General features: G+C 72.5%; 20 protein-coding genes. 8 read left to right on the top strand and 12 right to left on the bottom strand.

From position 1 onward, the window contains the following. Positions 1-76: 76 nt before the first annotated feature. Positions 77-715, top strand: coding sequence for a flavin reductase family protein (locus AC0KTA_RS21260; RefSeq protein WP_481056511.1), 639 nt, complete (start codon positions 77-79; stop codon positions 713-715). Here the strand turns inward: AC0KTA_RS21260 and AC0KTA_RS21255 are convergent. After that, a complete protein-coding gene (locus tag AC0KTA_RS21255) occupies positions 702-2,108 on the bottom strand; it encodes an MFS transporter (protein ID WP_481049797.1) in 1,407 nt (468 codons plus the stop codon). The two genes, AC0KTA_RS21260 and AC0KTA_RS21255, sit on opposite strands and share 14 nt — an antisense overlap. A gap of 60 nt (positions 2,109-2,168) precedes the next feature. Here AC0KTA_RS21255 and AC0KTA_RS21250 point away from each other — a divergent pair, with 60 nt between their 5' ends. Both AC0KTA_RS21250 and AC0KTA_RS21245 read left to right on the top strand, forming a co-directional pair. Continuing rightward, a complete protein-coding gene (locus tag AC0KTA_RS21250; RefSeq protein WP_481049796.1) occupies positions 2,169-3,191 on the top strand; it encodes a GlxA family transcriptional regulator in 1,023 nt (340 codons plus the stop codon). Positions 3,192-3,224: 33 nt separating this feature from the next. After that, positions 3,225-3,800 carry a GNAT family N-acetyltransferase gene (locus tag AC0KTA_RS21245; protein WP_481049795.1) on the top strand — a complete coding sequence of 192 codons (576 nt, stop codon included), beginning with the start codon at positions 3,225-3,227 and terminating at the stop codon, positions 3,798-3,800. Between the two features lie 94 nt (positions 3,801-3,894). Here the strand turns inward: AC0KTA_RS21245 and AC0KTA_RS21240 are convergent, their stop codons facing one another. The 4 genes from AC0KTA_RS21240 to AC0KTA_RS21225 form a co-directional block, all read right to left on the bottom strand. After that, entirely contained in the window at positions 3,895-5,133 is a 1,239-nt protein-coding gene (locus tag AC0KTA_RS21240) for an MFS transporter (protein WP_481049794.1), read from the bottom strand. A 102-nt stretch (positions 5,134-5,235) separates the two neighbouring features. After that, positions 5,236-6,285, bottom strand: coding sequence for a Zn-dependent alcohol dehydrogenase (locus tag AC0KTA_RS21235; RefSeq protein WP_481049793.1), 1,050 nt, complete (start codon positions 6,283-6,285; stop codon positions 5,236-5,238). Further along, positions 6,282-7,517 (bottom strand): acyl-CoA dehydrogenase family protein, encoded by a 1,236-nt coding sequence (locus AC0KTA_RS21230; protein WP_481049792.1) that lies wholly within the window; start codon positions 7,515-7,517, stop codon positions 6,282-6,284. Before AC0KTA_RS21230 ends, AC0KTA_RS21235 begins: the two co-directional genes overlap by 4 nt. An 8-nt stretch (positions 7,518-7,525) precedes the next feature. Further along, the gene (locus tag AC0KTA_RS21225) at positions 7,526-8,479 is read right to left on the bottom strand and encodes an SDR family NAD(P)-dependent oxidoreductase (protein ID WP_481049791.1); all 954 of its coding nucleotides are present in this window, start codon (positions 8,477-8,479) and stop codon (positions 7,526-7,528) included. A 143-nt stretch (positions 8,480-8,622) separates the two neighbouring features. On the opposite strand from AC0KTA_RS21225, the gene AC0KTA_RS21220 reads away from it, so the two are divergent. Then, the gene (locus tag AC0KTA_RS21220) at positions 8,623-9,543 is read left to right on the top strand and encodes a cyclase family protein (protein WP_481056510.1); all 921 of its coding nucleotides are present in this window, start codon (positions 8,623-8,625) and stop codon (positions 9,541-9,543) included. A gap of 487 nt (positions 9,544-10,030) precedes the next feature. On the opposite strand, the gene AC0KTA_RS21215 is transcribed toward AC0KTA_RS21220, so the two are convergent. The 3 genes from AC0KTA_RS21215 to AC0KTA_RS21205 form a co-directional block, all read right to left on the bottom strand. Continuing rightward, positions 10,031-10,501, bottom strand: a complete 471-nt coding sequence (locus tag AC0KTA_RS21215; RefSeq protein WP_481049790.1) for an ATP-binding protein — start codon at positions 10,499-10,501, stop codon at positions 10,031-10,033. Between the two features lie 459 nt (positions 10,502-10,960). Next, positions 10,961-11,971, bottom strand: coding sequence for an acyl-CoA dehydrogenase family protein (locus AC0KTA_RS21210; protein ID WP_481049789.1), 1,011 nt, complete (start codon positions 11,969-11,971; stop codon positions 10,961-10,963). Positions 11,972-11,978: 7 nt separating this feature from the next. Then, positions 11,979-13,121: an acyl-CoA dehydrogenase family protein gene (locus AC0KTA_RS21205; RefSeq protein ID WP_481049788.1), complete on the bottom strand. Its 1,143-nt coding sequence runs from the start codon at positions 13,119-13,121 to the stop codon at positions 11,979-11,981. Positions 13,122-13,306: 185 nt separating this feature from the next. Between AC0KTA_RS21205 and AC0KTA_RS21200 the strand changes: the two genes are divergently transcribed. After that, positions 13,307-14,860, top strand: a complete 1,554-nt coding sequence (locus AC0KTA_RS21200; protein ID WP_481049787.1) for a class I adenylate-forming enzyme family protein — start codon at positions 13,307-13,309, stop codon at positions 14,858-14,860. Between the two features lie 107 nt (positions 14,861-14,967). On the opposite strand, the gene AC0KTA_RS21195 is transcribed toward AC0KTA_RS21200, so the two are convergent. Continuing rightward, entirely contained in the window at positions 14,968-15,465 is a 498-nt protein-coding gene (locus AC0KTA_RS21195) for an EF-hand domain-containing protein (RefSeq protein WP_481049786.1), read from the bottom strand. Between the two features lie 336 nt (positions 15,466-15,801). Further along, on the bottom strand, positions 15,802-16,176 hold the full coding sequence (locus tag AC0KTA_RS21190; RefSeq protein ID WP_481049785.1) for an STAS domain-containing protein: 375 nt from the start codon (positions 16,174-16,176) through the stop codon (positions 15,802-15,804). Positions 16,177-16,467: 291 nt separating this feature from the next. Here AC0KTA_RS21190 and AC0KTA_RS21185 point away from each other — a divergent pair, with 291 nt between their 5' ends. Then, the gene (locus tag AC0KTA_RS21185; RefSeq protein WP_481049784.1) at positions 16,468-17,064 is read left to right on the top strand and encodes a sigma-70 family RNA polymerase sigma factor; all 597 of its coding nucleotides are present in this window, start codon (positions 16,468-16,470) and stop codon (positions 17,062-17,064) included. 128 nt (positions 17,065-17,192) lie between these two features. Then, entirely contained in the window at positions 17,193-18,620 is a 1,428-nt protein-coding gene (locus tag AC0KTA_RS21180) for an MDMPI N domain containing protein (RefSeq protein ID WP_481056509.1), read from the top strand. A gap of 341 nt (positions 18,621-18,961) precedes the next feature. Here AC0KTA_RS21180 and purU read toward each other — a convergent pair whose 3' ends face one another. Beyond that, on the bottom strand, positions 18,962-19,855 hold the full coding sequence (purU, locus tag AC0KTA_RS21175) for a formyltetrahydrofolate deformylase (RefSeq protein ID WP_481049783.1): 894 nt from the start codon (positions 19,853-19,855) through the stop codon (positions 18,962-18,964). 139 nt (positions 19,856-19,994) lie between these two features. Next, positions 19,995-20,495: an SCO4402 family protein gene (locus AC0KTA_RS21170; protein ID WP_481049782.1), complete on the bottom strand. Its 501-nt coding sequence runs from the start codon at positions 20,493-20,495 to the stop codon at positions 19,995-19,997. A gap of 118 nt (positions 20,496-20,613) precedes the next feature. Here AC0KTA_RS21170 and AC0KTA_RS21165 point away from each other — a divergent pair, with 118 nt between their 5' ends. Further along, positions 20,614-21,963, top strand: a complete 1,350-nt coding sequence (locus tag AC0KTA_RS21165) for an ABC transporter substrate-binding protein (RefSeq protein ID WP_481049781.1) — start codon at positions 20,614-20,616, stop codon at positions 21,961-21,963. Positions 21,964-22,022: the final 59 nt, after the last annotated feature.

Here is a 22,022-nt window from a genome sequence, read left to right as displayed (position 1 = left end):
TCCGATGGAGCCTTCCGGCGAAGGCCTCCAACCAAGGCTTCCGATCTGACGGGCCGTCAGGTTCAATGGAAGCATGATGGGACACGCAGGCATGGCGGCCACCGTCGTCCGGTACCTCAGGTCGGTCGGGGCCCCAACGACGGCCGACCGCCCGGTCGAGGCGCTGCCGCGCCCCCACCTGCGCGCCGTCCGCGAGGACGAGCGCGCACCGGTCGACGCGGCCGAATTCCGCCGCGTACTGGGCCACTTCGCGACGGGCGTGACGGTGGTGACGGCCCCCGCCGCCCCGGGGGAGGCCGGTCCCGCCGGCTTCGCCTGCCAGTCCTTCGCCTCCCTCTCCCTCGACCCGCCCCTGGTCTCCTTCATGGTCGCCCGTACGTCGACGACCTGGCCCCGCATCGCCCGCGCGGGCGTCTTCTGCGTGAACATCCTGGGCGCGGACCAGGGCGCCCTGTGCCGCGCCTTCGCCGTCAGCGGGGCGGACAAGTTCGCGGGGGTCACGTACGACGCCGCCCCGGTCACCGGGTCGCCGCGGCTCGGGGGCGCCCCGGCCTGGATCGACTGCGCGGTGCACGCCGTGCACACGGGCGGCGACCACTTGATCGTCGTCGGCCGCGTGGAGGCGCTCGGCGCCGTCGACGGGAGCGCGGACGAAGACGCAGCGGCACCGCTCCTCTTTCACCGCGGCGCCTTCGGCGACTTCACCCCCCGCTAGTCAGCAGCTCCGCGTCCCGTGTGTTCCGCCGGATCACCAGCGCCATCAGCGCCGCCGCCGCGCACAGCGCCCCGGACGCGTACCAGACCACGTCGTACGTCCCGAACACGTCCCGCGCCACCCCGCCGAGGAAGGCGACGACGGCCGCGCCGACCTGGTGCGAGGCGAGGACCCAGCCGAAGACGATGGCGCTGTCCGCGCCGTAGTGCTCGCGGCACAGCGCGAGCGTCGGCGGCACCGTGGCGACCCAGTCCAGGCCGTAGAAGACGATGAAGAAGATCATCGGCGGGTGCACGGTCGGCGCGAGCAGCATCGGCAGGAAGAGGAGCGAGATGCCGCGCAGCGCGTAATAGACGGCCAGCAGGCGGCGCGCCTCGAAGCGGTCGGTCAGCCAGCCGGAGGCGATGGTGCCGATGATGTCGAAGACGCCGATGACGGCGAGCAGCGAGGCCGCGGCGGTGATCTGCATGCCGTGGTCGTGCGCGGACGGCACGAAGTGGGTGCGGATCAGGCCGTTCGTGGACGCGCCGCAGATCGCGAAGGAGCCCGCGAGCAGCCAGAAGGGTCCTGTCCGTGCCGCGTCGAGGAGCACGCGTACGGTCCGCTTCGCGGCGCCCCGCGTCGGCTCCGGCTTCGGCGTGAACTCCCCTCCGTACGGGGCGAGTCCGACGTCCGCCGGGTGGTCGCGCAGGAGCAGCCACACGAACGGCACCACGACGAGCGCGGCCAGGGCGACCGTCACGACCGCGGGCTCCCACCCGTGGTTGTCCACGATCCACGCGCACAGCGGCAGGAACACGAGCTGCCCGGAGGCGCCCGCCGCCGTCAGGACGCCGGTGACCAGGCCGCGCCGCTCCACGAACCAGCGGTTGGTGACGGTCGCCGAGAAGGCCATGGCCATCGAGCCGGTGCCGAGGCCGACGAGCAGGCCCCAGTAGAGCATCAGCTGCCAGCTCGCCGTCATCCAGACACTGAGCACGGCCCCGGTCGCGATCACGGTGAGCGCCGCCGCGACGACCTTGCGCATGCCGAAGCGGTCCATGAGCGCGGCGGCGAACGGCGCGGTCAGGCCGTACAGCGCCATGTTGAGGGACACGCCGAGGCCGATCTCGCCGCGCGACCAGCCGAAATCGTCGTGCAGCGGGTCGATGAGGAGGCCCGGCAGCGAGCCGAAGGCGGCGCCGCCGATGATCGTCACGAAGGCGACGGCGGCGACGGACCAGGCACGGTGGATCCGGGGCACCCGCCGCCGCCCGCCGGGCGCTTTCGCCTCGGCGCCCGGCGACAGCTGCTCCGCGCCCGGCGCCCCGGGGGTCTTGTTCACCAGTTCCTGCTGTGTCGTCCGCACGCGCGGTTCCGTTGTCTCGCTTGTCTCGCTCACGTCAGAAAGCATCCGTGGCGCCGATCACCACGGACGAGTGGCCCGAGGGCCAGCATTCGCTAGGATCGGGCCATGGCGGACCGTACGCATGACCCTGCCGGACCTGTGCGAACCGGGGAGCGGCACCGTGTCGTCGTCCTCACCCTGGACGGCGTCATCCCCTTCGAACTGGGCATCCCGCAGCGGATCTTCGGGCGCACCAGGAACGCCGCGGGCCGGCGGCTGTACGACGTCGTGACCTGCTCCGTCCGGCCGCCGGGGCCGGTCCGCACGGACGCGGACTTCGCGATCGTCGCCGAGCACGGGCCGGAGGCACTGGCCACCGCCGACACCCTCGTCGTCCCCGCCTCGTACGAACTGGGGCCCGTGTACGAGGAGGGCCGCCTCACCGACGAACTGGCCGCCGCCTTCGCGCACTTGCGGCCCGGCACCCGCCTGGTGGCCATCTGCACCGGCGGCTACGTCCTCGCGGCGGCGGGCTTTCTGGACGGGCGCCCGGCGACCACGCACTGGTCGTCCGCGGACCACTTCCAGCGGCTCTTCCCACGGGTCGAGGTCGACGCGGACGTGCTGTTCATCGACGACGGGGACGTCCTGACCTCGGCGGGCGTCGCGGCCGGCATCGACCTGTGCCTGCATCTCGTACGCCGTGACCACGGCACCGCGGTCGCCAACGAGGTCGCCCGCCGCACCGTCGTGCCGCCGCACCGGGACGGCGGGCAGGCCCAGTACATCCAACGCCCGGTGCCCGAGCCGCAGTTGGCGACGACGTCGATGGCGCGGGCGTGGGCGCTCGGGCGGCTGCACGAGCCGATCCAGCTCCGCGACATGGCCGAGCAGGAGGCGATGTCCGTGCGGACGTTCACGCGGCGCTTCCGCGAGGAGGTCGGGGTCAGCCCCGGGCAGTGGCTGACGCGGCAGCGGGTGGAGCGGGCCCGGCATCTCCTGGAGTCCAGCGATCTGTCCGTCGACCAGGTCGCGCGGGACGCGGGCTTCGGCACGGCACAGTCCATGCGGCAGCACCTGCAGGCGGCCCTCGGGGTGACGCCGACCTCGTACCGCCGGACATTCCGGGCCACGGCGGGAGCCCGATAATGAGCGCGACCGCGAACACTGTGGAGGGCGTTGATGTACGCGATATCGCTGGGTGACGACGGCGCGGAGCTGCGTCCGCTGGAGCCCTGGCAGGCCGACGAGTTCCTCGCCCACATCGACCGGGGGCGGGAGTTCATCGGGCGGCACAACGGCCTGCCCGACATCGTCACCGACCTGGAGTCCAGCCGGGCCTACCTCCAGGCGTACGCCGACAAGACTGCCGCCGACACCGGCCGGATCTGCGGCATCCGCCTGCACGGCGAGCTGGTCGGCGCCGTCATCCTGCGCACCATGGACACCGTCCAGCGCACCGCCGAGGCGGGCTGCTGGCTGGAGCCCGCGGCGGCCGGCAAGGGCCTCGTCACGCGCGCCTGCCGGGCCCTCATCGACTGGGCCGTCGAGGAGCGCGGGATCCACCGCGTCGACTGGTGGTGCTCCTCGGCCAACGCCCCCAGCATCGCCGTGGCCCGCCGCCTCGGCATGACCCGCGACGGCGTCCTCCGCGAAAGCTATCTCTACCGGGGGCAGCGCCACGACGAGGAGATCTGGTCGGTACTCGCCCCGGAGTGGCGGGCAGCGAAGCCTGCGACGCGGCGGCCCGTCCCGTAGCCCCGGGGGCTGCGCCCCCGGACCCCCGCTATCGCCGCTCCGCGGCTCGTCCTCAATCGCCGGACAGGCTAAAACCCTGCCGCACCGGCAAGTTCTAGCCCCTCCGGCGATTGAGGAGCGGGGTCTGGGGCGGAGCCCCAGTTTCGGGAAGGGGCGGGGTTGGGGAGAGCCCCCCAGGGCCCGGCCGCACCTCCGCCAACCCGCCCACCAACGCCAGCACCACGGACAACCCCACCCCGGCCAGAATCGCGTTCGACGGCGTCGTCACGCTGAGGAGCCCGCCGGCCAGGGACCCACTGGCCGCGTAACCGGCGCCGATCGCCGCGTACATCACCGAATAGCCCGCGGCGAGCGCACTCGGAGGCAACACCTCACGGAGCGTCAGGTTCCGGGTGAGCATCGAGCCCGCCTGGAGGAAGCCCGCGACGGCGAGGCCGACCGCGAGCCACGCCGCCGTCGGCAGCAGGGCGACGACGGCCAGGCAGCCGCTGACGGACAGCATCAGGACCAGGCTCTGGGTGCGCAACCGCCCCGGCCACGTCCGCAGCCCGTACACGAACGAGCCGACCGCCGAGCCCACCGCGAGCCCGGCGAGCAGCGGACCGGACATGCCGACGGATATGGAGCGCTGCTCCAGGAGCGCGGGCAGCACCAGCTCAGCGAGGGCCAGGAGCGAGAGGCCGGCCGCACCCGTCACGAACACCGGCCAGGCGCGGGCCAGGATGCGCAGCATCGACTCGCCGTCCCGGTCGGACTCGTCCGCCCGCCAGCCCGCGGGCAGCAGCCAGAGCCCGGCCACGGACAGCGCCATCAGGACGGCGGCGAGCAGCAGGGGCGGGCCCGGCGTGACGCCGAGCGCGAGGCCGGTGACGGCGGCCGGGGCGACGGCCCATATCAGGAAGACCAGCATGGACTCGGCGGACATCGCCTGCGGCACGGACTTCTCCGGAACCATGCTGTTGAGCAGCGCCCGCATCCCGCCGGGCGCGGCGGCCGGGGCGGCGCCCGCGACGAACGCGCAGAACGCGAGCACCGCCGCGTGCGCGTCCGGCAGCGCGCCGAGCGCCGCGAAGCCCACGGCGCCCACCGCGAGGCCCGCCGCGAGCTGCGGCCTGGCCCGCTCGGCCCGCATCCGCATGCCGAGCAGCGGGGCGCCGGCGATCTCACCGATCACGTACGCGGCGGCGAGCATCGCACCCAGCGTGTACCCGCCCTCGCGCTCGCGGACGAGGAACACGACGGCGAGCGGCGCCATGGCCACGGGCATCCGGGCGCCCACGGCCACGGCAGCCCAGGCGAGGGTCCGCCGCGATGCGATGTCGCGATAACTCATGCGTACGAAGGTAAATCACACCACTGACACCGCCCCACGGCTTTTCCCGCGCCGGGCGCGAAGCCCTCAGGACCACTCGGCGCAGCACCAGCAACACCCCCGTCAGAACACCAACACCCCCCGTGCCACCTTCCCTTCCTCCGCGTCCGCCCGCGCCGCCGCGAACTCCTCCACCGGGTACGTCCGCGTCACCAGTTCGTCGAGGAGCAGCCGTCCTGCCAGGTAGAGGTCTGCGTACAGCGCGAAGTCCCGTTGCGGGCGGGCCGATCCGTACCGGCAGCCGAGGATCGACTTGTCCAGGAACAGCGACGACACGACGAACGACGCCTCGGCCTTCGCGGGCGGCACGCCGAGCAGGATCGCCTGGCCGTGCCGGTCGAGTACGTCGACGGCCTGGCGGATCAGCTCCACGCGGCCCACGCACTCGAAGGCGTGGTCCGCGCCGTTCGGCAGGATCTCGGTCACGCCGTCCGCCGACGGCAGGAAGTGTGTGGCCCCGAACTGCCGTGCCACCGGCTCCTTTTCCGGGTTGGTGTCGACGGCCACGATGGTCGCGGCGCCCGCGATCCGCGCGCCCTGCAGGACGTTGAGGCCAATGCCGCCGGTGCCGATGACGACGACGGAGTCGCCGAGGCCGACGCGGGCGCGGTTGAGGGCGGCTCCGACGCCGGTGACGACCCCGCACCCGATGAGCGCGGCCGACGTCAGCGGGATCTCCTTGGGGATCCGCACGGCCTGCACGGCCTTGACGAGGGTGCGTTCGGCGAACGCGGAGTTCGCGGCGAACTGGTACAGCGGCTTCCCGGCGCGTACGAAAGGCTGTTGCGGCATGCCGATGGCCTTGCGGCACATGGTCGGGCGGCCCCGGTCGCACTCCGCGCAGGCCCCGCAGCTCGCGAGGGTGGACAGGGCCACGTGGTCGCCGGGCGCGACGTGCGTGACGCCCGGGCCGACGGCCTCGACGACGCCCGCGCCCTCGTGCCCGAGCACCACGGGCGGCGGGAACGGGATCGTCCCGTCGATCACCGAAAGGTCGCTGTGGCACAGCCCGGCCGCCGCGACGGCCACCAACACCTCCCCCGGCCCCGGGTCGCGTATCTCCAGGTCGTCGACGACCTCCACCCGCGCCCCGTCGAACACCACGCCTCTCATGGCGCACCCCTCACCGGCCCCTTGGCCTCTCTCGGCAGACCGAGCACGCGCTCGGCGATGATGTTCCGCTGGATCTCGTCCGAGCCGCCGTACACGGTGTCGGCGCGCGAGAAGAGGAAAAGCCGCTGCAGCGCGTCCAGTTCGTACGGCGCGTCCGCGCTCCAGTCCGTGGGGCCGACGGCGGCCGCCGTGCCGCGCACGGCCATCGCCAGCTCGCCGAGCCGCTGATGCCAGCCGCCCCACAGCAGCTTCGCCACGCTGGGCGAGCCGTCGTCGCCGCCGGAACTCCCCAGCGTACGCAGGGCGTTCCAGCGCATGACCCGCAGCTCGGCCCACTGCCGCACCAGGCGGTCCCGCAGCACCGGGTCGGCCGCGGCCCCGGCGCGCAGGGCCTCCCGTACGACCCGGTCCAGTTCCTGCGCGAAGCCGATCTGCTGGGTCAGCGTGGACACGCCGCGCTCGAAGCCGAGTAGCCCCATGGCGACGCGCCAGCCGTTGCCCTCGCCGCCGACGACGTGCTCGGCACGCGCGCGTGCGCCGTCGAAGAAGACCTCGTTGAACTCGCTCGTGCCGGTGAGCTGCCGGATCGGGCGCACCTCGATCCGGCCGGGCTGGTCCATGGGGACGAGCAGAAAGGACAGACCGTGGTGGCGCCGCGAGCCCGGTTCCGTGCGGGCAAGGACGAAGCACCAGTCCGCCTCGTGCGCGAGGGAAGTCCAGATCTTCTGCCCCGTGACGCGGTACGTCCCTTGCGTGCCGCCGCCGTGTTCTTCCCGTACGGCCGTGGTGCGCACGCCTGCCAGGTCGGACCCGGCGCCCGGTTCGCTGTAGCCCTGGCACCACAGCACCTCCCCGCGCGCGATGGGCGGCAGGAACTCGTCCTTCTGCTCCTGGGTGCCGTACGCGAGGAGGGTGGGCGCCAGCAGGTTCTCCCCGATGTGCCCGCACCGAGCGGGCGCGCGCACGCGCGCGTACTCCTCGGCCCACACGACCTGCTGGGTGAGCGTGGCCCGCCGGGTGCCGTACGCGGGCCCGGCATCCCACCCGATCCCGATCCACCCGCCCCGCCCCAACTCCCGTTCCCACGCCCGCCGCACGTCCCCGCGCTCGTGCTCGCTGCCCGGCCCGCCCTGCCCCGCGGCCGCCGCGAACTCCCCCGTCAGATGCTCCTCCAGCCACGCCCGCGCCGCCCGCCGGAAGTCCTCGTCGGCGGGCCCGAACCCGAAGTCCACGGCGGGGCCTAGTCGTTCGGGCGGGAGGTGGGGGCGGTTCCGGCGTCCGCCCCCGCGTTGGGCCGGTCCTTCGCCGCCGCGGCCCGCGCCATCTCCTCAAGCCGCGCGAGCAGCGGCATCGGATCGGTGCCCACCGTCCCGGGCAGGAAGTCGGCGATCTTCTCGGGCGTCCAGCCGCCGTCGGCGTACCCGGCGCGCAGTTCCCGCGGCTGCGCCCAGACCGCGATCTTCGGTCCGGCGATCGTGTACACCTGCCCGGTGATCTTCTCCTGCCGGGCGCGGTCGCTGAGCAGGTAGACGACGAGGGCGGCCACGTCCTGCGGCTCGCCGATCTCCGCCAGCTCCATGGGGACGTTGGCGGACATCCGGGTGCGGGCGACGGGTGCGACGGCGTTGGCGGTGACGCCGTACTTGTGCAGGCCGAGCGCGGCGCTGCGGACCAGGGAGATGATGCCGCCCTTGGCGGCGCTGTAGTTGGCCTGGGCGACGGAGCCCTGGTGGTTGCCGCTGGTGAAGCCGATGAGGGTGCCCGAGCCCTGCTTGCGCATGACGGCGGACGCGGCCCGGAAGACGGTGAAGGTGCCCTTCAGGTGGGTGGCGACGACGGGGTCCCACTCCTCCTCGGACATGTTGAACAGCATCCGCTCGCGCAGGATCCCGGCGACGCACACGACCCCGTCGACGCGCCCGTACTCGGCGAGAGCCACGTCGACGATCCGCTGCCCGCCCGCCATCGTGGAGATGTCGTCGGCGACGGCCACCGCCTCGCCGCCCGCCGCCTCGATCTCCTTGACGACGGCCGCGGCCACCTCGCTCGTGGGCTCGCCGCCCTCGATCGACACCCCGTAGTCGTTGACGACGACCTTCGCGCCCTCGGCCGCCGCGGCGAGCGCGACCGCCCGGCCGATGCCCCGCCCTGCGCCGGTGACGGCGACCACCTTGCCTGCCAAGAAGTTCCCCACACCGGCCCCTTCCCGCGGTTTCTGACGGACCGTTAGATTTTATGACCCGTCAGACGCCGGAAGACAAGCCCCGGGGAGTACTCATGTCAGCCCCGAACATGCCGAACACGCCGAGCACACCCAACACGCCGAACACGTCGGCCATGCCGCCCGAGTTCCTCGACCTCGCCGAGCGCGTGAACAACTGGGGCCGCTGGGGCGCCGACGACGAGATCGGCACCCTGAACCTGATCACCGACGAGGTGGTGCGCACGGCCGCCGCGACGGTCCGCACGGGCCGCCGCGTCCCGCTCGCGCTGCCGCTGCGCCAGGACGGCGTACAGACGGGCCTGATCCCGGGACGCGTCAATCCGCTGCACACGATGGTGCAGATCAACCAGCCCCTCGTCGGCCCGGATTCGGTCGCCACCAGCGACGACGCCGTCACGATGGGCCTGCAGGCGGCCACGCACTGGGACGCGCTGCCGCACGCCTCGCACTCGGGCCGGATCTACAACGGCCGCCCCGCGGACACGATCACGGCCCACGAGGGCGCCCGGTTCAGCTCCATCGCCACGGCCGCGTACGTCGTCTCGCGCGGCGTACTCCTCGACGTGGCCCGCGCCAAGGGCCTGGACCGGCTGCCCGCCGACCACGCCGTGACACCCGAAGACCTGGACGAGGCCGAGGAGTTCGGGGGTGTCACCGTCGGCTCCGGCGACATCGTCCTCGTACGGACCGGGCAGCTCCAGACGTATCTGGCGGGCGACAAGCAGGGTTACGCCTTTCCGTCGCCGGGGCTTTCGGTGCGGACGCCGGAGTGGTTCCACGCGCGCGACGTGGCGGCCGTCGCCAATGACACGCTGACCTTTGAGATCTTCCCGCCGGAGATCGAGAATCTGTGGCTGCCCGTGCACGCCCTGCATCTGGTCGAGATGGGCATGCCGCAGGGTCAGAACTGGAATCTCGAAGAGTTGTCCACAGCCTGTGGAGAGGAGCGGCGCCACAGCTTCCTGCTGTCGGCGACGCCGGAGCCCTTCGCCGGTGCGACGGGCTCACCGGTGGCGCCCGTCGTGATCTTCTGAGTTCGGGTGGCGGCGCGTCGACGCCCGCCCCGAGCGCTGTTTCGCGCGCCGCCATCCGGCTCCGGCGTACGGGCTCCACCCCCCTCTTTGCCCTGAAGGAGCACCACGCCGAATCACGATTCGCACCTCGCCAAGGAGCGGGCCACGGGCACCGGCGCCCCTCGGCGTCCCCTCGCGGCGAATCGCTGCACACCAGCGTGATCAATTGGTCACGGTACGTCAACACCATGCCGGGGATTTACGGGATATGCCGCTTTTGCTCCGGCCCGCGCACGGCCGCGCACGGGGGCACGGGACGGCGCATACGTCGGCACGGCGGGCGGTGCGGGAGCGCGGGACGGCGGTGCGGCACGGAGGGAGAGCAGGAGGGGTGCGGGGGCGGTCGGGGGTCACACGGCTTCGGTCGGGCGGTCACGCGGGTTCGGTCAGGCAGTCACGCGGGGTTGTGAGCGACGCGGGGTCACGCGGCTTCGTACGCGACGCGGGGTCACACTGCTTCGTACGCGACGTCCTCGTGGGTCGTCCCGTCGAAGGTGACGGCGGGGGTGCCCGCCTCGCAGCGGTCGACCTCGCACCAGATGCTCTTGCCGGCGCCCTCGTGCCGCCAGCCCCAGCGGTCGGCGAGGCCGTCGACGAGTTCGAGTCCGCGGCCGTTGGTGTCGTCGCCCTCGGCGTGCCGAGGGCGGGGCGGGCAGGCGCTGCGGTCGGCGACCTCGACACGGACGGTGCCGGGTTCGTCGGCGGGGACTCCGGGGAGCAGCATGCGCAGGACCGCCGGACAGCCCGTGTGCACAACGGCGTTGGTGACGAGCTCCGAGATCAGCAGGATCAGCGTCTCGGCCACCGGCTCATCGGCAGCTATACCCGACCCGGCGAGCCGTGAGCGCGCCCATCTGCGGGCCCGGCCCACTTCCGCGGGATCCGGCCCGACTTCCAGCTGAACTTGAAGCACCTGCACCGCTCACACCATCCGAACCGGCGGACACATCGCCTCGTGACTCGACAAGGTCACAGAACGTGAAGCCCTTGAGAAACAGCATGGTTGACGTTCAGTCACCCCAACAAGCGCTTCGGGCATATTCCAGCGCGAAGGAGTACGCGTGCGGCATACTGTGCGACGCGCACCGCAAGGGGTCGAACAGGCGGGCGCGCGGCCTCGTCCTGCGCGGCGAGAGGAACGCGTTGCCAGCCGCGGAGTTGCCTCGGGGGCAACACCGGCACGGCTCGGCCTCATGACCACTCGCATCTCACACAAGGTACCGGAGCCGGGCGCCGACTCCGCGTCGTGACGAGTCACGCGTAGGACACAACCCGATATCGACGCTCAGTAGCTTTTCCGTGACGTTTCCGTCCGCATGGGACGCAATACCGCCTTTCACGGGAAGCTTTAGCGCCTTTCGGCGGGCGCGCAAGTCGATCACAACGCCGCCGCCAGTTCCTCCTCCGCGCGGGCCGCCGTGCCGCCGAGCGCGGCCCGCACCCAGGCCCGCTTCAGGTGCAGATGGACGTCGGACTCCCAGGTGAACCCCATGCCACCGTGCGCTTGCAGACAGTCACAGGCGTTGCGTACGGCGGCGTCGTCGGCCAGGAGCTTGGCTCCGGCGATGTCGAGGGGGTCCGCGGTGACGGCGGCGGCGTACACGGCGGCGCGGGCCAGCTCCGCGCGGACCAGCATGTCGGCGCACAGGTGCTGCACGGCCTGGAAGCGGCCGACGGGCCCGCCGAACTGTTCGCGATCTTGGGCGTATTGGACGGCCGCCTCGCAGGTGCGGGTGGCGGAGCCGAGCTGTTCGGCGGCCCCGAGGAGGGAGGCGTGAGGGGCGTGGGCGGCGTGTGTGGCGTGAGGGGCCTGGGAGGCGTGAGGGACCTGGGAGGCGTGAGGGGCCTGGGAGGCGTGGGAGGCGGGCGCGGCGGCGGTGACGGGCCCGGAGCCGTCCGGCAGGCGGTGCAGCGGCGTCAGCGGGTCCACGGACCGTACGGGCACCGCTCCCGCCGCGTCCCCGCGCACCACGTCGGCCTCCGCCAGCCACGGCACGAGCACGCCGTCGACGGCAGTGACGACGACCTCCCCGGAGGCCGCGCCCTCGACCTCCCCGGCCGCGAGGAACGTCGCCGCGGCGGGCCCCGGCAGCAGCACCCGCCCGGCCTCCTCGAAGGCCAACACGGCCTCGGGCAGCCCCAGTCCGACACCGCCCGCATCCTCGGCCACGCACAGCGAGAAGAACCCGGCGTCGCCGAGCGCCCGCCACAAGTCCCGGTCGAGCCACGGCACTTCGAAGGCGTCAGCAGCCTCGGCTCCCGCGGCTCCCTCGGCGCCCTCGGCGGCAGCAACGGCGGCCCGCAGCGTGTCCCGTCCGAACCGTCCCTCCAGAACATCCCGTATGCCCCGCTTCAAGGCCTTCTGATCGTCGGTGAGTTGAAAGTCCACCGTCGGCTCACCGCCCCTTCGGCAGGCCGAGGATGCGCTCGGCGACGATGTTCCGCTGGATCTGCGAGGTCCCGGCGGCGATGGTGTACGACAGCGAGGAGAGCCGCTCCAGTGTCCAGGCGCGGTCCAGGTCGAGGGCGCCGGGGCCGAGCACCTCGGCCGCCGCGTCGTACAGCTCCTGGCGCGCCTGCGAGTAGCGCAGCTTGAAGACGGACCCGCCGGTGCCGGGCACGCCGCCGGTGCGCTGGGCCTCGCTCACGTTCCACTGGGTCAGCCGCCACAGCGCGGCGAACTCCGCGCTCAGCCGCCCGAGCCGGCGCCGCAGCACCGCGTCGTCCCAGCGCCCGTTCGCGCGCGCCTCGCGGGCGAGCTCGCCGAGCAGCCGGCGGCAGGCCACGACCTCCCCCACGAAGGCCGTGCCCCGCTCGAACGACAGGGTCACCATGGTCACGCGCCAGCCGTCGTTCTCGGCGCCCACCCGGTTGGCGACCGGCACCCGCACCTCGTCGAGGAACACCTCGGCGAACTCCGCCGAGCCCGCGAGCGTCCGCAGCGGCCGCACCGTGATCCCGTCCGCGTCCATGGGCGTCGCGAGCCAGGTGATGCCCCGGTGCTTGGGCACCTCCGCGCTCACGGGTGCGGTCCGCACGAGGAGTTCGCACCAGTCGGCGACCTCCGCGTGCGAGGTCCAGATCTTCGAACCGCTCACTACGTAGTCGTCGCCGTCGCGCCACGCGCGCGTGCGCAGCGACGCGAGGTCGGATCCGGCGTCCGGTTCGCTGAAGCCCTGGCACCACACCTCGTCGCCGCGCAGCACGGGCGGCAGCCAGCGGGCCCGCTGCTCGGGGGTGCCTTCGGAGGCGATGGTGGGGCCCGCGTGCAGCAGCCCGACGAAGTTGGCCCCTACGTAGGGCGCGCCCGCCTTCTCCGTCTCCTCCAGGAAGATGAGCCGCCGGGTCGGGGACGCGTCCCAGTGCACCTCGCCGTACCCCGCGTCGTACAGCGTCCGCTGCCACGCGGTGTCGTACGCCCGCCGGCCGGGCCAGTCGTCGGGCGAGGGCTTGGCCGGCAGCTTCGGCAGCACGTCCGCGAGCCAGCCCCGCAGCCCCTCCCGGAAGGCTTCCTCCTCCTCGGTGTACGTCAGGTCCATCAAGGTCCCCTCGCTCGACAGTTCTTGACAGCCCTCACCCCGGCAGCCCTCAACAATTTCTGATGGAGCGTCAGAACGCAGGCTAGCCCCGCACCCCTGGACCGACAAGGAGCGGAGCTCTACGCTCACCGCACATCCTGACTACCCGTCAGAAACAGTGCTCGGTTGATCACGAGGGGGCCGCAGTGCACGACGACACCGCCCATGCCCTGAGCGCCTGCGGGACGCTCTGGGAGCTCATCGAGCGCCGCGCCGCCCTCACCCCGGACACCCCCGCCCTGATCCAGGCCGCCGCCGATCCCGCCGACGACCGCGTCCTCACCTTCGGCGGCTTGCGGGAGCGCTGCGAGCGGGTGGCGGCGGGGCTGTACGGGAGGGGGGTGCGCCCCGGCACGGTCGTGGCCTGGCAGCTCCCCACCCGCATCGAGACGGCCGTCCTGTCCTTCGCCCTCGCCCGTCTCGGCGCCGTCCAGTCACCGGTGATCCCGTTCTACCGGGACCGCGAAGTCGGCTTCGCGCTGCGGGAGTCGAAGGCCGAGTTCTTCGCGGTGCCAGGTGTCTGGCGGGGCTTCGACCACACGGAACTGGCCGCGCGGCTCGGGGCGCGCGGCGTGTTCACCGCGTACGACGAGCTGCCCGAGGCCGACCCCGGCGTGCTGCCCCCGCCGCCGGCCGACGGCCGCGCGGTGCGCTGGATCTACTGGACGTCCGGCACGACGTCCGACCCCAAGGGCGTCCTGCACACCGACCGCTCCCTGATCGCGGGCGGCGCCTGCCTGGCGCACGCGCTGCGCCTGACGCCGGACGACGTGGGCTCGATGGCGTTCCCCTTCGCGCACATCGCCGGGCCCGACTACACCGTCATGCTGCTGCTGTACGGCTTCCCGGCCGTGCTGTTCGAGCACTTCGCGCTGCCGGACGCGCTGGACGGCTACCGGCGGCACGGCGTGACCGTCGCGGGCGGCTCGACGGCGTTCTACTCGATGTTCCTGACCGAGCAGCGCAAGCGGCCCGGCCGGAAGCTGATCCCCACCCTGCGCCTGCTCGCGGGCGGCGGCGCCCCCAAGCCGCCGGAGATCTACCACGCCGTCGTACGCGAGTTGGGGTGTCAGCTCACGCACGGCTACGGCATGACCGAAGTCCCGATGATCACGATGGGCGACCCCGACGACACCCCCGAGCACCTCGCCACCACGGAGGGCCGCCCGCCCTCCGGCATGGAGATCCGCGTCACGGACCCCGACGGCAAGGAGCTGCCCGCCGACACGGACGGCGAGGTGCGGCTGCGCGGCGAGGCCGTCTGCCAGGGCTACTTGGACGCGGCGGCCACGCGGGCCGCCTTCGACGCGGACGGCTTCCTGATCACCGGCGACCTGGGGCACGTCCGGGAGTCCGGGCACCTGGTCCTGACCGGGCGCGCCAAGGACGTCATCATCCGCAAGGGCGAGAACATCTCCGCCAAGGAGATCGAGGACCTGCTGCACACCCACCCGGCGGTCGCCGACGTGGCGGTGATCGGCCTGCCCGACCCGGAGCGCGGGGAGCGCGTGTGCGCGGTCGTGGAAGGCGCCCCCGGGGCACCCGAGTTGACGCTCCCGGAGGCGTCGGCGTACCTGCGCGGCGCGGGCCTGTCCGTGCACAAGCTGCCGGAGCAACTGGAGCTGGTGACGGCGCTGCCCCGCAACGAGACGTTGAGGAAGGTGCTCAAGTACAAGCTGCGGGAGCGCTTTTCGGCGTGAGCGGGTGTATGGGGCTGCGCCCCTTTCCCCGCCTTTTCGGCCCTTCGGGCCTCGTCCTCAAATGCCGGACGGGCTGATTCTGTCCCCGGAACGTGCCGAATCCGTGCCTACTCAGGGACGGTGAAGTACTCCGCGAAAGCCGTGACCACCTGGTCCTCCGTCACCGGGCCCAGGGCGGTGGCGGACTGCTCGGCGAGGGTGGACTCCACGCCAAGGACCCGCAGGGCTCGCTGGACCTCCTCGGGGGTCACCGAGGCGTCCCCGTCGCCGTCCGCGAGGGTGATCAGCGCGTGCAGGAACGGCCGGGCGATCTCCGCGAACCGGGCGGGGTTGTCGCGCAGCCGCTTCACGGCGCCGCCGACGAACTCGTCCTTGGTGATGCGCTGGTCGCCGTCGCGGTCCGCGATGCCCGCCATGCCCTGCCAGAACGCCTCGGCCCCGATGTACAGGGCCTGGCCCTTCTCGGACCGTGCCGTCACCCCGAACTCCGCGAGCAGCGCCTGGGCCGCCGTGCTGAAGTCCTCACGGGAGATGTAGCCGTTGCCGTCCTGGTCGAAGGTGGCGAAACGGGCCGCGATCCTGCGTTCGTACTCGGCACTGTCCATGGTCTTAGGGCCGCCTCACTTCTCATGCGGTTCGGAGGGTCGGCCCGCCGCGGCCGGAGCCGGGCGAGCCGTCCTACAGGTATCTGTCCAGGAGCGTACGACGCCGTCGGCCGCCAGGAGGCGGAAAAGCTGCGCCTGTGCCAAGACCGCGGAAATTCCGCGACAAAGGTGTGTCATGGACGCACTCCGGACGGACCCGGCGGGCACGCCGACGCCGGCGTCCGCTCGGGAAGGTTGTATCAGCATTCCGATCTTGCGCGGGGTGCGGGGTTCCACTTGCCCGAGTCGGCCGTGGCTTGCCCGGCGGGACGGCCTGCGCGGTCAGGGGTGCGGGCGCTACGCGGTCAGGGGTGCGGCGCCGTCGTCGACCGCCGACTCCGCGTCCGGGTACACCTCGAAGAGCCGCCGCACGCCGAGCGCGGCGAGCACGCGGTTCACGTGCGAGCCGTCGACCGCTCCCTGCGCGGGCAGGATCAGCCGCAGCCGGCCGCGGCAGGAGCGCATCAGGCGGCGGGTGGTGATCAGTACGCCGACGCCGCTCGAATCGCAGAAGAACACGTCGGACAGGTCGAGGACCAGGCTGCGGCGGCCTTCGGCCACGGCGTCGTGCACGCGCTGGCGCAGCATGGGTGACGCCAGGAGGTCCATCTCCCCCGACACCCGCAGCACGACCCAGTCGCCCTGCTCGGCCACGGCCACCTTGAACGCCACGCGCCAGCCCCTCGTCCGCTGATCCGGAAGCAGCTCCTTCGGTTCCTCTTTCGCGGCTGCCCCACAGCGGTTCCATGAAACACCAGGACACCATGCGTACCGGAAGCGGGCTTCGCGGATGCCCGCGGGACGCGGGGCGAGCACACGTTCAATATCATTCGCGGCCCTGCCCGGCCGCGCTTTGCCGCAAAGAACGGGAAAGCGGGCCGAAAGAGCGGTGCGGTGTCAGTGGCGCCGACTACATTCGAAGCAACGATGAGGGTGAGGACGGCGAGCGATCGAGGGGGCCGCATGCCGAAGGACGCGCCGCGTCGCTGGGACCGCCGCATGCAGCAGCGCCTGGCGCACGGGGAGGCAGCCGCCCTGGGCGAGCTGTACGACCACTTCGCCTCGCTGGTGCACGGCCTCGCGTATCGCGTCCTCGGGGACGTGGCGGCGGCCGACCGCATCACGCGCGAGGTCTTCACACACGTCTGGGAGAACCCCGAGGGGTACGACCCCAAGCAGGGCCCACTGCGCTCCTGGATCGCCATGCTGGCCCACCGGCAGGCGGTGTGGCGGCTGCGGCAGACCGAGTCCGCCGCGCTGGCCCGGGGCGGCGAGGGCACCACGGAGGACCTGGAGCGCAAGGTCCGCCGCGCCTCCGCCGCCGCCCGCGCGGACTACATCGTCACGGCCATGCCCGCCCCGCTGCGCGCCGCCCTCGAGCTGGCCTATTTCCAGCGCCGCGACTATCGCCAGACCGCCGCCGATCTCGGCGTCACCGAGGACGAGGCCCGCCGCCGCCTCCGCCTCGGCCTGCAGCTCCTCTCCACCGCCCACGACACCGCCCCGTCCGGCGAAGAGCCCACGGACACCGGCGCCCACGGCTACGGGAGAGCACTGTGAACAGCCCCGACCAGCCGGACCCGTACGACAACGAAGAGACAGGCCGTGGGCCTCGGGACGACGGGACTGGCCGTGGGCCTGCGGGCGACGGTCCGGGGGCGCTCCCCGGCGGGGGCGGGGCGCCGCGGATACCCGCGCCGCGGGTGTCGGTGGAGGACGGCGGGGGGCCGTTGCCTGACGTGCCGACTCCGGGGGCGAAGGAGCGGGGTGCGGACCCGGGCGACGGCGGGGGCGCGTCCGACGTGGGGGGTGCGCCCCACGTCGGGAGTGCACCCGGCGTCGGGGATGCGTACGACGCGGGGAGCGCGTACGACGCGAGTGGGGCGTCCGGCGCGGGCTCAGGTCCGGGGTCGGAGTGGGACCCGGACGCGGGGGCGGGGACTGGTGGGGACGTGTCGGGGGGTGGGGAGCTTGATCATCGGGTGTTGAAGTCGTTGCTCGGGGCGTGGGCACTCGCCGCTTGTTCGGCGCAGGAGTCGATCGCCGTCGAGGAGCATCTGGGGACGTGCGGCCCCTGCGCCGAGGAGGCGCTGCGGCTGCGCGAGGCGGTCGGACTGCTGCACCCCGAAGAGAGCCTCGACCTCGACCCGGGGCTGCGCACCCGCGTCCTGGAGAGCTGCCTGGGGCGGCGCCCGCCCCGCATCCCACTGCCGGAGTGGGCCGCTCCGTACGACGCCGAGACCGCGCGGCTCGACGCACTGCTCCAGGACATCGGGGACGCCGAGTGGCACGCCCCGGTGCGGCTGCGCTGGTTCAAGGACGACGGTCCGGTGAGCCGCAAGACGACGGTCGCCGGGGTGATCGCGCATCTGCTGGCCGTCGACGGCCTGGTCGGCACCGCGCTCGGCCTGGAGGACCCGCTCGGCGCGGACGCCCCGCGCGTCCCCGACCCGACCCGGCGCACGGAGGCGTACTGGCGCGCCTCTCACGTCCCGCCCACCCGCGCCGTACGCGGCCCCTGGCGCGACCAGACGCACGAGCTGATCCGGACGGTGTCGTTCGCGGGCGGCGGCTCGGGACGGCTCGCCGTGGAGTACGGGATTGCGGCGGCCCCGCCCCGTGAGGACCCCGGCGAGGACGGCCGCAGGGTCGAACTGCCCCTGCGGGACTCGATGGTGGAGCGGGCCTTCGAATGCTGGATCCACGCCGAGGACATCGCCGACGCCGTGGACTATCCGTACGAGCCGCCCTCGCCCCGCCATCTGCACCACATGATCGACCTGGCGGCGCGGATGCTGCCCGCGACGCTGGCGGAGCGGCGGCGGGCGGGGCGGGCGGCGCCGTCGCGGGAGCTGGTCGCGGCGGGGGCTCCCGGGCGGAGCCTGCGCCTTGAGGTCGAGGGGGTCGGGGGCGGAGAGTGGTTCATTCCGCTGGACTCGCCCGGGGCGAGCGGCTCCGCCGAGTGCGAGGTTGCGCACATCGCGCTGGACGGGGTGGAGTTCTGTCGCCTGGCGGCGGGGCATGTGGCCCCCGAGGAGGCGGCCGCCGGCCAGATGGGAGACCGCGAGGCGATCCGCGACGTCCTGTTCGCAGCGGCGTCGCTGAGCCGGTTGTAGGCGCCGTGGGCCTCGGGCCCCGCACCCGGCAAGTCACCTCACGCCGTCCGGACGGGCACCGTCGGCCTCGGGGTGCGCACCCCCGACCAGAACGGCACCGTCGGCCTGGGCTGCCTTTAAGGGTTGGGAGCCGCCCTGCGGCACGATTGCCCACAGCAAGTGACGGAGCATCATCCAGCCGCAGCCCGCAGACGCCGAACGGCCTTGCTCGGCACCGGAAGCGTGGTCTGCCTGGGCCGGAGGCCGGCGTCGGTGGCGGCTGCGGCCAGGGCCTGTTGGTCTGCTGGAAACGGGCGGGCGGGTGGGAGAGATCCCGCCGCGGAGCGGCGGGGCTCGATCGGTCAGGCGAAGACCACGGTGCGGTGGCCGTTCAGGAGGATGCGGTGCTCGGCATGCCACTTGACGGCTCGCGCCAGCGCCTGGCACTCCACGTCCCGCCCCACGGCGACCAACTGGTCGGGAGTCACCCCGTGCCCCACCCGCTCGACCTCCTGCTCGATGATCGGCCCCTCGTCGAGCTCGGCGGTGACATAGTGCGCGGTGGCACCGATCAGCTTCACGCCGCGCGCGTGCGCCTGGTGATAGGGCCGCGCGCCCTTGAAGCTCGGCAGGAACGAGTGGTGGATGTTGATGATCCGCCCGCTGAGCTGCTTGCACAGGTCGTCGGAGAGGACCTGCATATAGCGGGCGAGCACGACCAGCTCGACGTTCTCGTCCCGCACGAGCTGCAGCAGCCGCGCCTCGGCCTCGGGCTTGGTGTCCCGGGTGACGGGAATGTGGTGGAAGGGAACGTCGTACGAGGCGGCGAGCTCGGCGAAGTCCGTGTGGTTGGAGACGACCGCGGCGATCTCCACCGGCAGCGCGCCGATGCGCGAGCGGAACAGCAGGTCGTTCAGGCAGTGGCCGAACTTCGACACCAGCAGGATGATCCGCATCTTGTCGTCGGCCCCGTGGAGCTGCCAGTCCATCTGGAAGGAGTCACCGACGGCCGCGAAGCTCGCGCGCAGCTTGTCGAGCGTCACCGGCGGCTCGGCCGAGAAGTGCACCCGCATGAAGAACAGCCCGGTGTCGTGGTCGCCGAACTGCTGGCTGTCCTCGATGTTGCAGCCGGTCATGAAGAGGTAGCTCGACACGGCGTGCACGATGCCCTGTTTGTCCGGGCAGGAGAGAGTGAGGACGTACTGTTCGGCGCGGTCGGCGCGCTGGTCACTGGCGACGGCGGACTGCTCGTTCATCCGCCCAGGGTCCCATACGCCAGGGGGCAACCCGACCGCGTACGGGACCGGAGCCGCGTACGACGAACGGCCCCCTCAGCCCGACCGCGTACGAAAGTACGGACCCCTCAACCGGAGCCGCGTACGAAGAACGGACCCCTCAACCCGACCGCGTAAGAATCCGCAGAACCTCCAGCGTGCGCGGCGGCCCGTCCGGATCCTCCCCGTCCCCGGCCGCGAGCCGCACATGCGCGTCCCGCGCCGCTCGCACCGCGTCCGGCCAGCCGGGGTGGTCCAGATACACGGACACCGCCGCGTCCGGACCGACCTCGTGCATGATCCGCAGGACCCGCAGCACGGCGGCGTCGACGAGCGCGGCCTCCTGGGAGTCCCGGAAGATCGTCCCGACGTATTTCTCCGCCGACCAGTTGTCCAGCCACGTGTCCTCGACAAGGCGGTACACGGCGTCGGTCACGTCCCCGTACTCCTCGCGCCCCGCGAGCCAGCACTCCCGCTGGAAGACCGGGTCCGAGAGCATGTGCAGCGCCGAGCGCACATTGCTGCGCCAGCGCCACCACGGCATGTCGTTCGTTGGCATGCCGCCTATGGTCGTCGACCGACGGCCACGACGGGAAGACTTCTCCGTTCCTTGCACGGTCATCGATCGTACGTTCCCACATCCCCCACCTGTTTACGGCCCCACCAGTTCACGCCTTGGTCACCGATCGTTGGGTGCGCGTCACTCCCAGGTTGGCCGGATGACGGAATCGTGCGTGTTCATGCCCGCCTTGCGACGCGTCTTCCCTCCCCGTCCCGCCGAGACCGCGCCCCGAGCTCGAAAAGCGCTGCTCAGCGCCGCGGCGGTGGCGGCGTGTGCGTCCGTGGCCGTCGGCTGCGGGGTCATCCCCGGTACCACGGGGGGTTCCGGGGATGACCCCGTGAAAGTCATGACCTGGGCCCCGGAACACACCAAAGCGACCAACAAGCCCGGCATGCCCGCGATGGCGAAGGCCTACGCCCGTTGGGTCAACGCCAACGGCGGGCTCGACGGCCGCAAGCTCGAAGTCGTCACCTGCAACGAGCGCAACGACCCGGTCGGCGCGGGCAACTGCGCCCGCGAGGCCGTCAAGGAGGACGTCGCGGCCGTCGTCGGCTCCTACAGCCAGCACGGCCGCGCCTTCATGGCACCCCTGGAGTCGGCCGGCATCCCGTACATCGGCGGCTACGGCCTCACCGACGAGGAGTTCTCCAGCCCGCTGTCGTACCCCGTCAACGGCGGGCAGCCCGCGCTGATCGCGGGCAACGGACGGCAGCTCGCCGGTGTCTGCGACCGCGTCTCGCTGGTGCGGCCGGACACCATCGCGGGCGACGACCTCTCCAAGCTCCTCGACTCCGGCCTCGCCCAGGACCACAACGCGGCATCCGCCGACATCCGGGCCCCCGAGGACGCCACCGACTACACGACGCAGGCCGAGCAGGCGCTGGACCGCGCCTCCGGCGGCAGAAGCGCGGGCGGCGCCTCCTCGGCATCGGCCTCCGCCTCCGCCTCCGGCGGCAAGGAAGGCTGCGTCGCGGCCGCGCTCGGCGCCCGCACGGACACCTTCTTCGACTCGTTCCGGCGCACCGAGGACACGTACCCGGACGTGCGCACCGCCTCCGTGCTCGGCAGCGTCGACCAGTCCCTGATCGACCGGACGGGCGGCGCGGAAGGCGTGTACGAGGGCGCGTACGTCACCGGCTGGTACCCGGACGGGAGCGACCGGCGCTGGTCGAAGATGCGCGAGGTCATCCGCGAACAGGCCTTCGGCGACAACCGGGTCGACGCGGCGGACGCGGGCGTGCAGACCACCTGGATCGCGTTCACCGTCCTGCGGCAGGCGGTCGAGTCGCTGAACGGCGACGACGTCACCCCCCGCTCGCTGCGCCGCACCCTCGACCAGGGCCTGCGGGTGGACACCGGCGGGCTCACGCCGATGCTGAGCTGGCGCTTCGAGGACATGCTGGCGGCGGGCGACTACCCGCGCCTGGTCAACGCCGACGTCACCTTCCAGGTGGTGCGGGACGGCCGTCTCGTACTCGCCCGCAAGTCGTTCGTGAACGTGGCCAAGACCCTCGAATCCGCCCACTGAAGCACGCGCCTTCTCCATAGCTGCTTCAGCCGCTTCAGCCGCTTTACAGCTGTGCCTTG

Source organism: Streptomyces sp. Y309 (assembly GCF_056712025.1).
The sequence above is the reverse complement of the archived record's forward strand: the minus strand, read 5'-3'. Positions and strand labels throughout refer to the sequence as shown.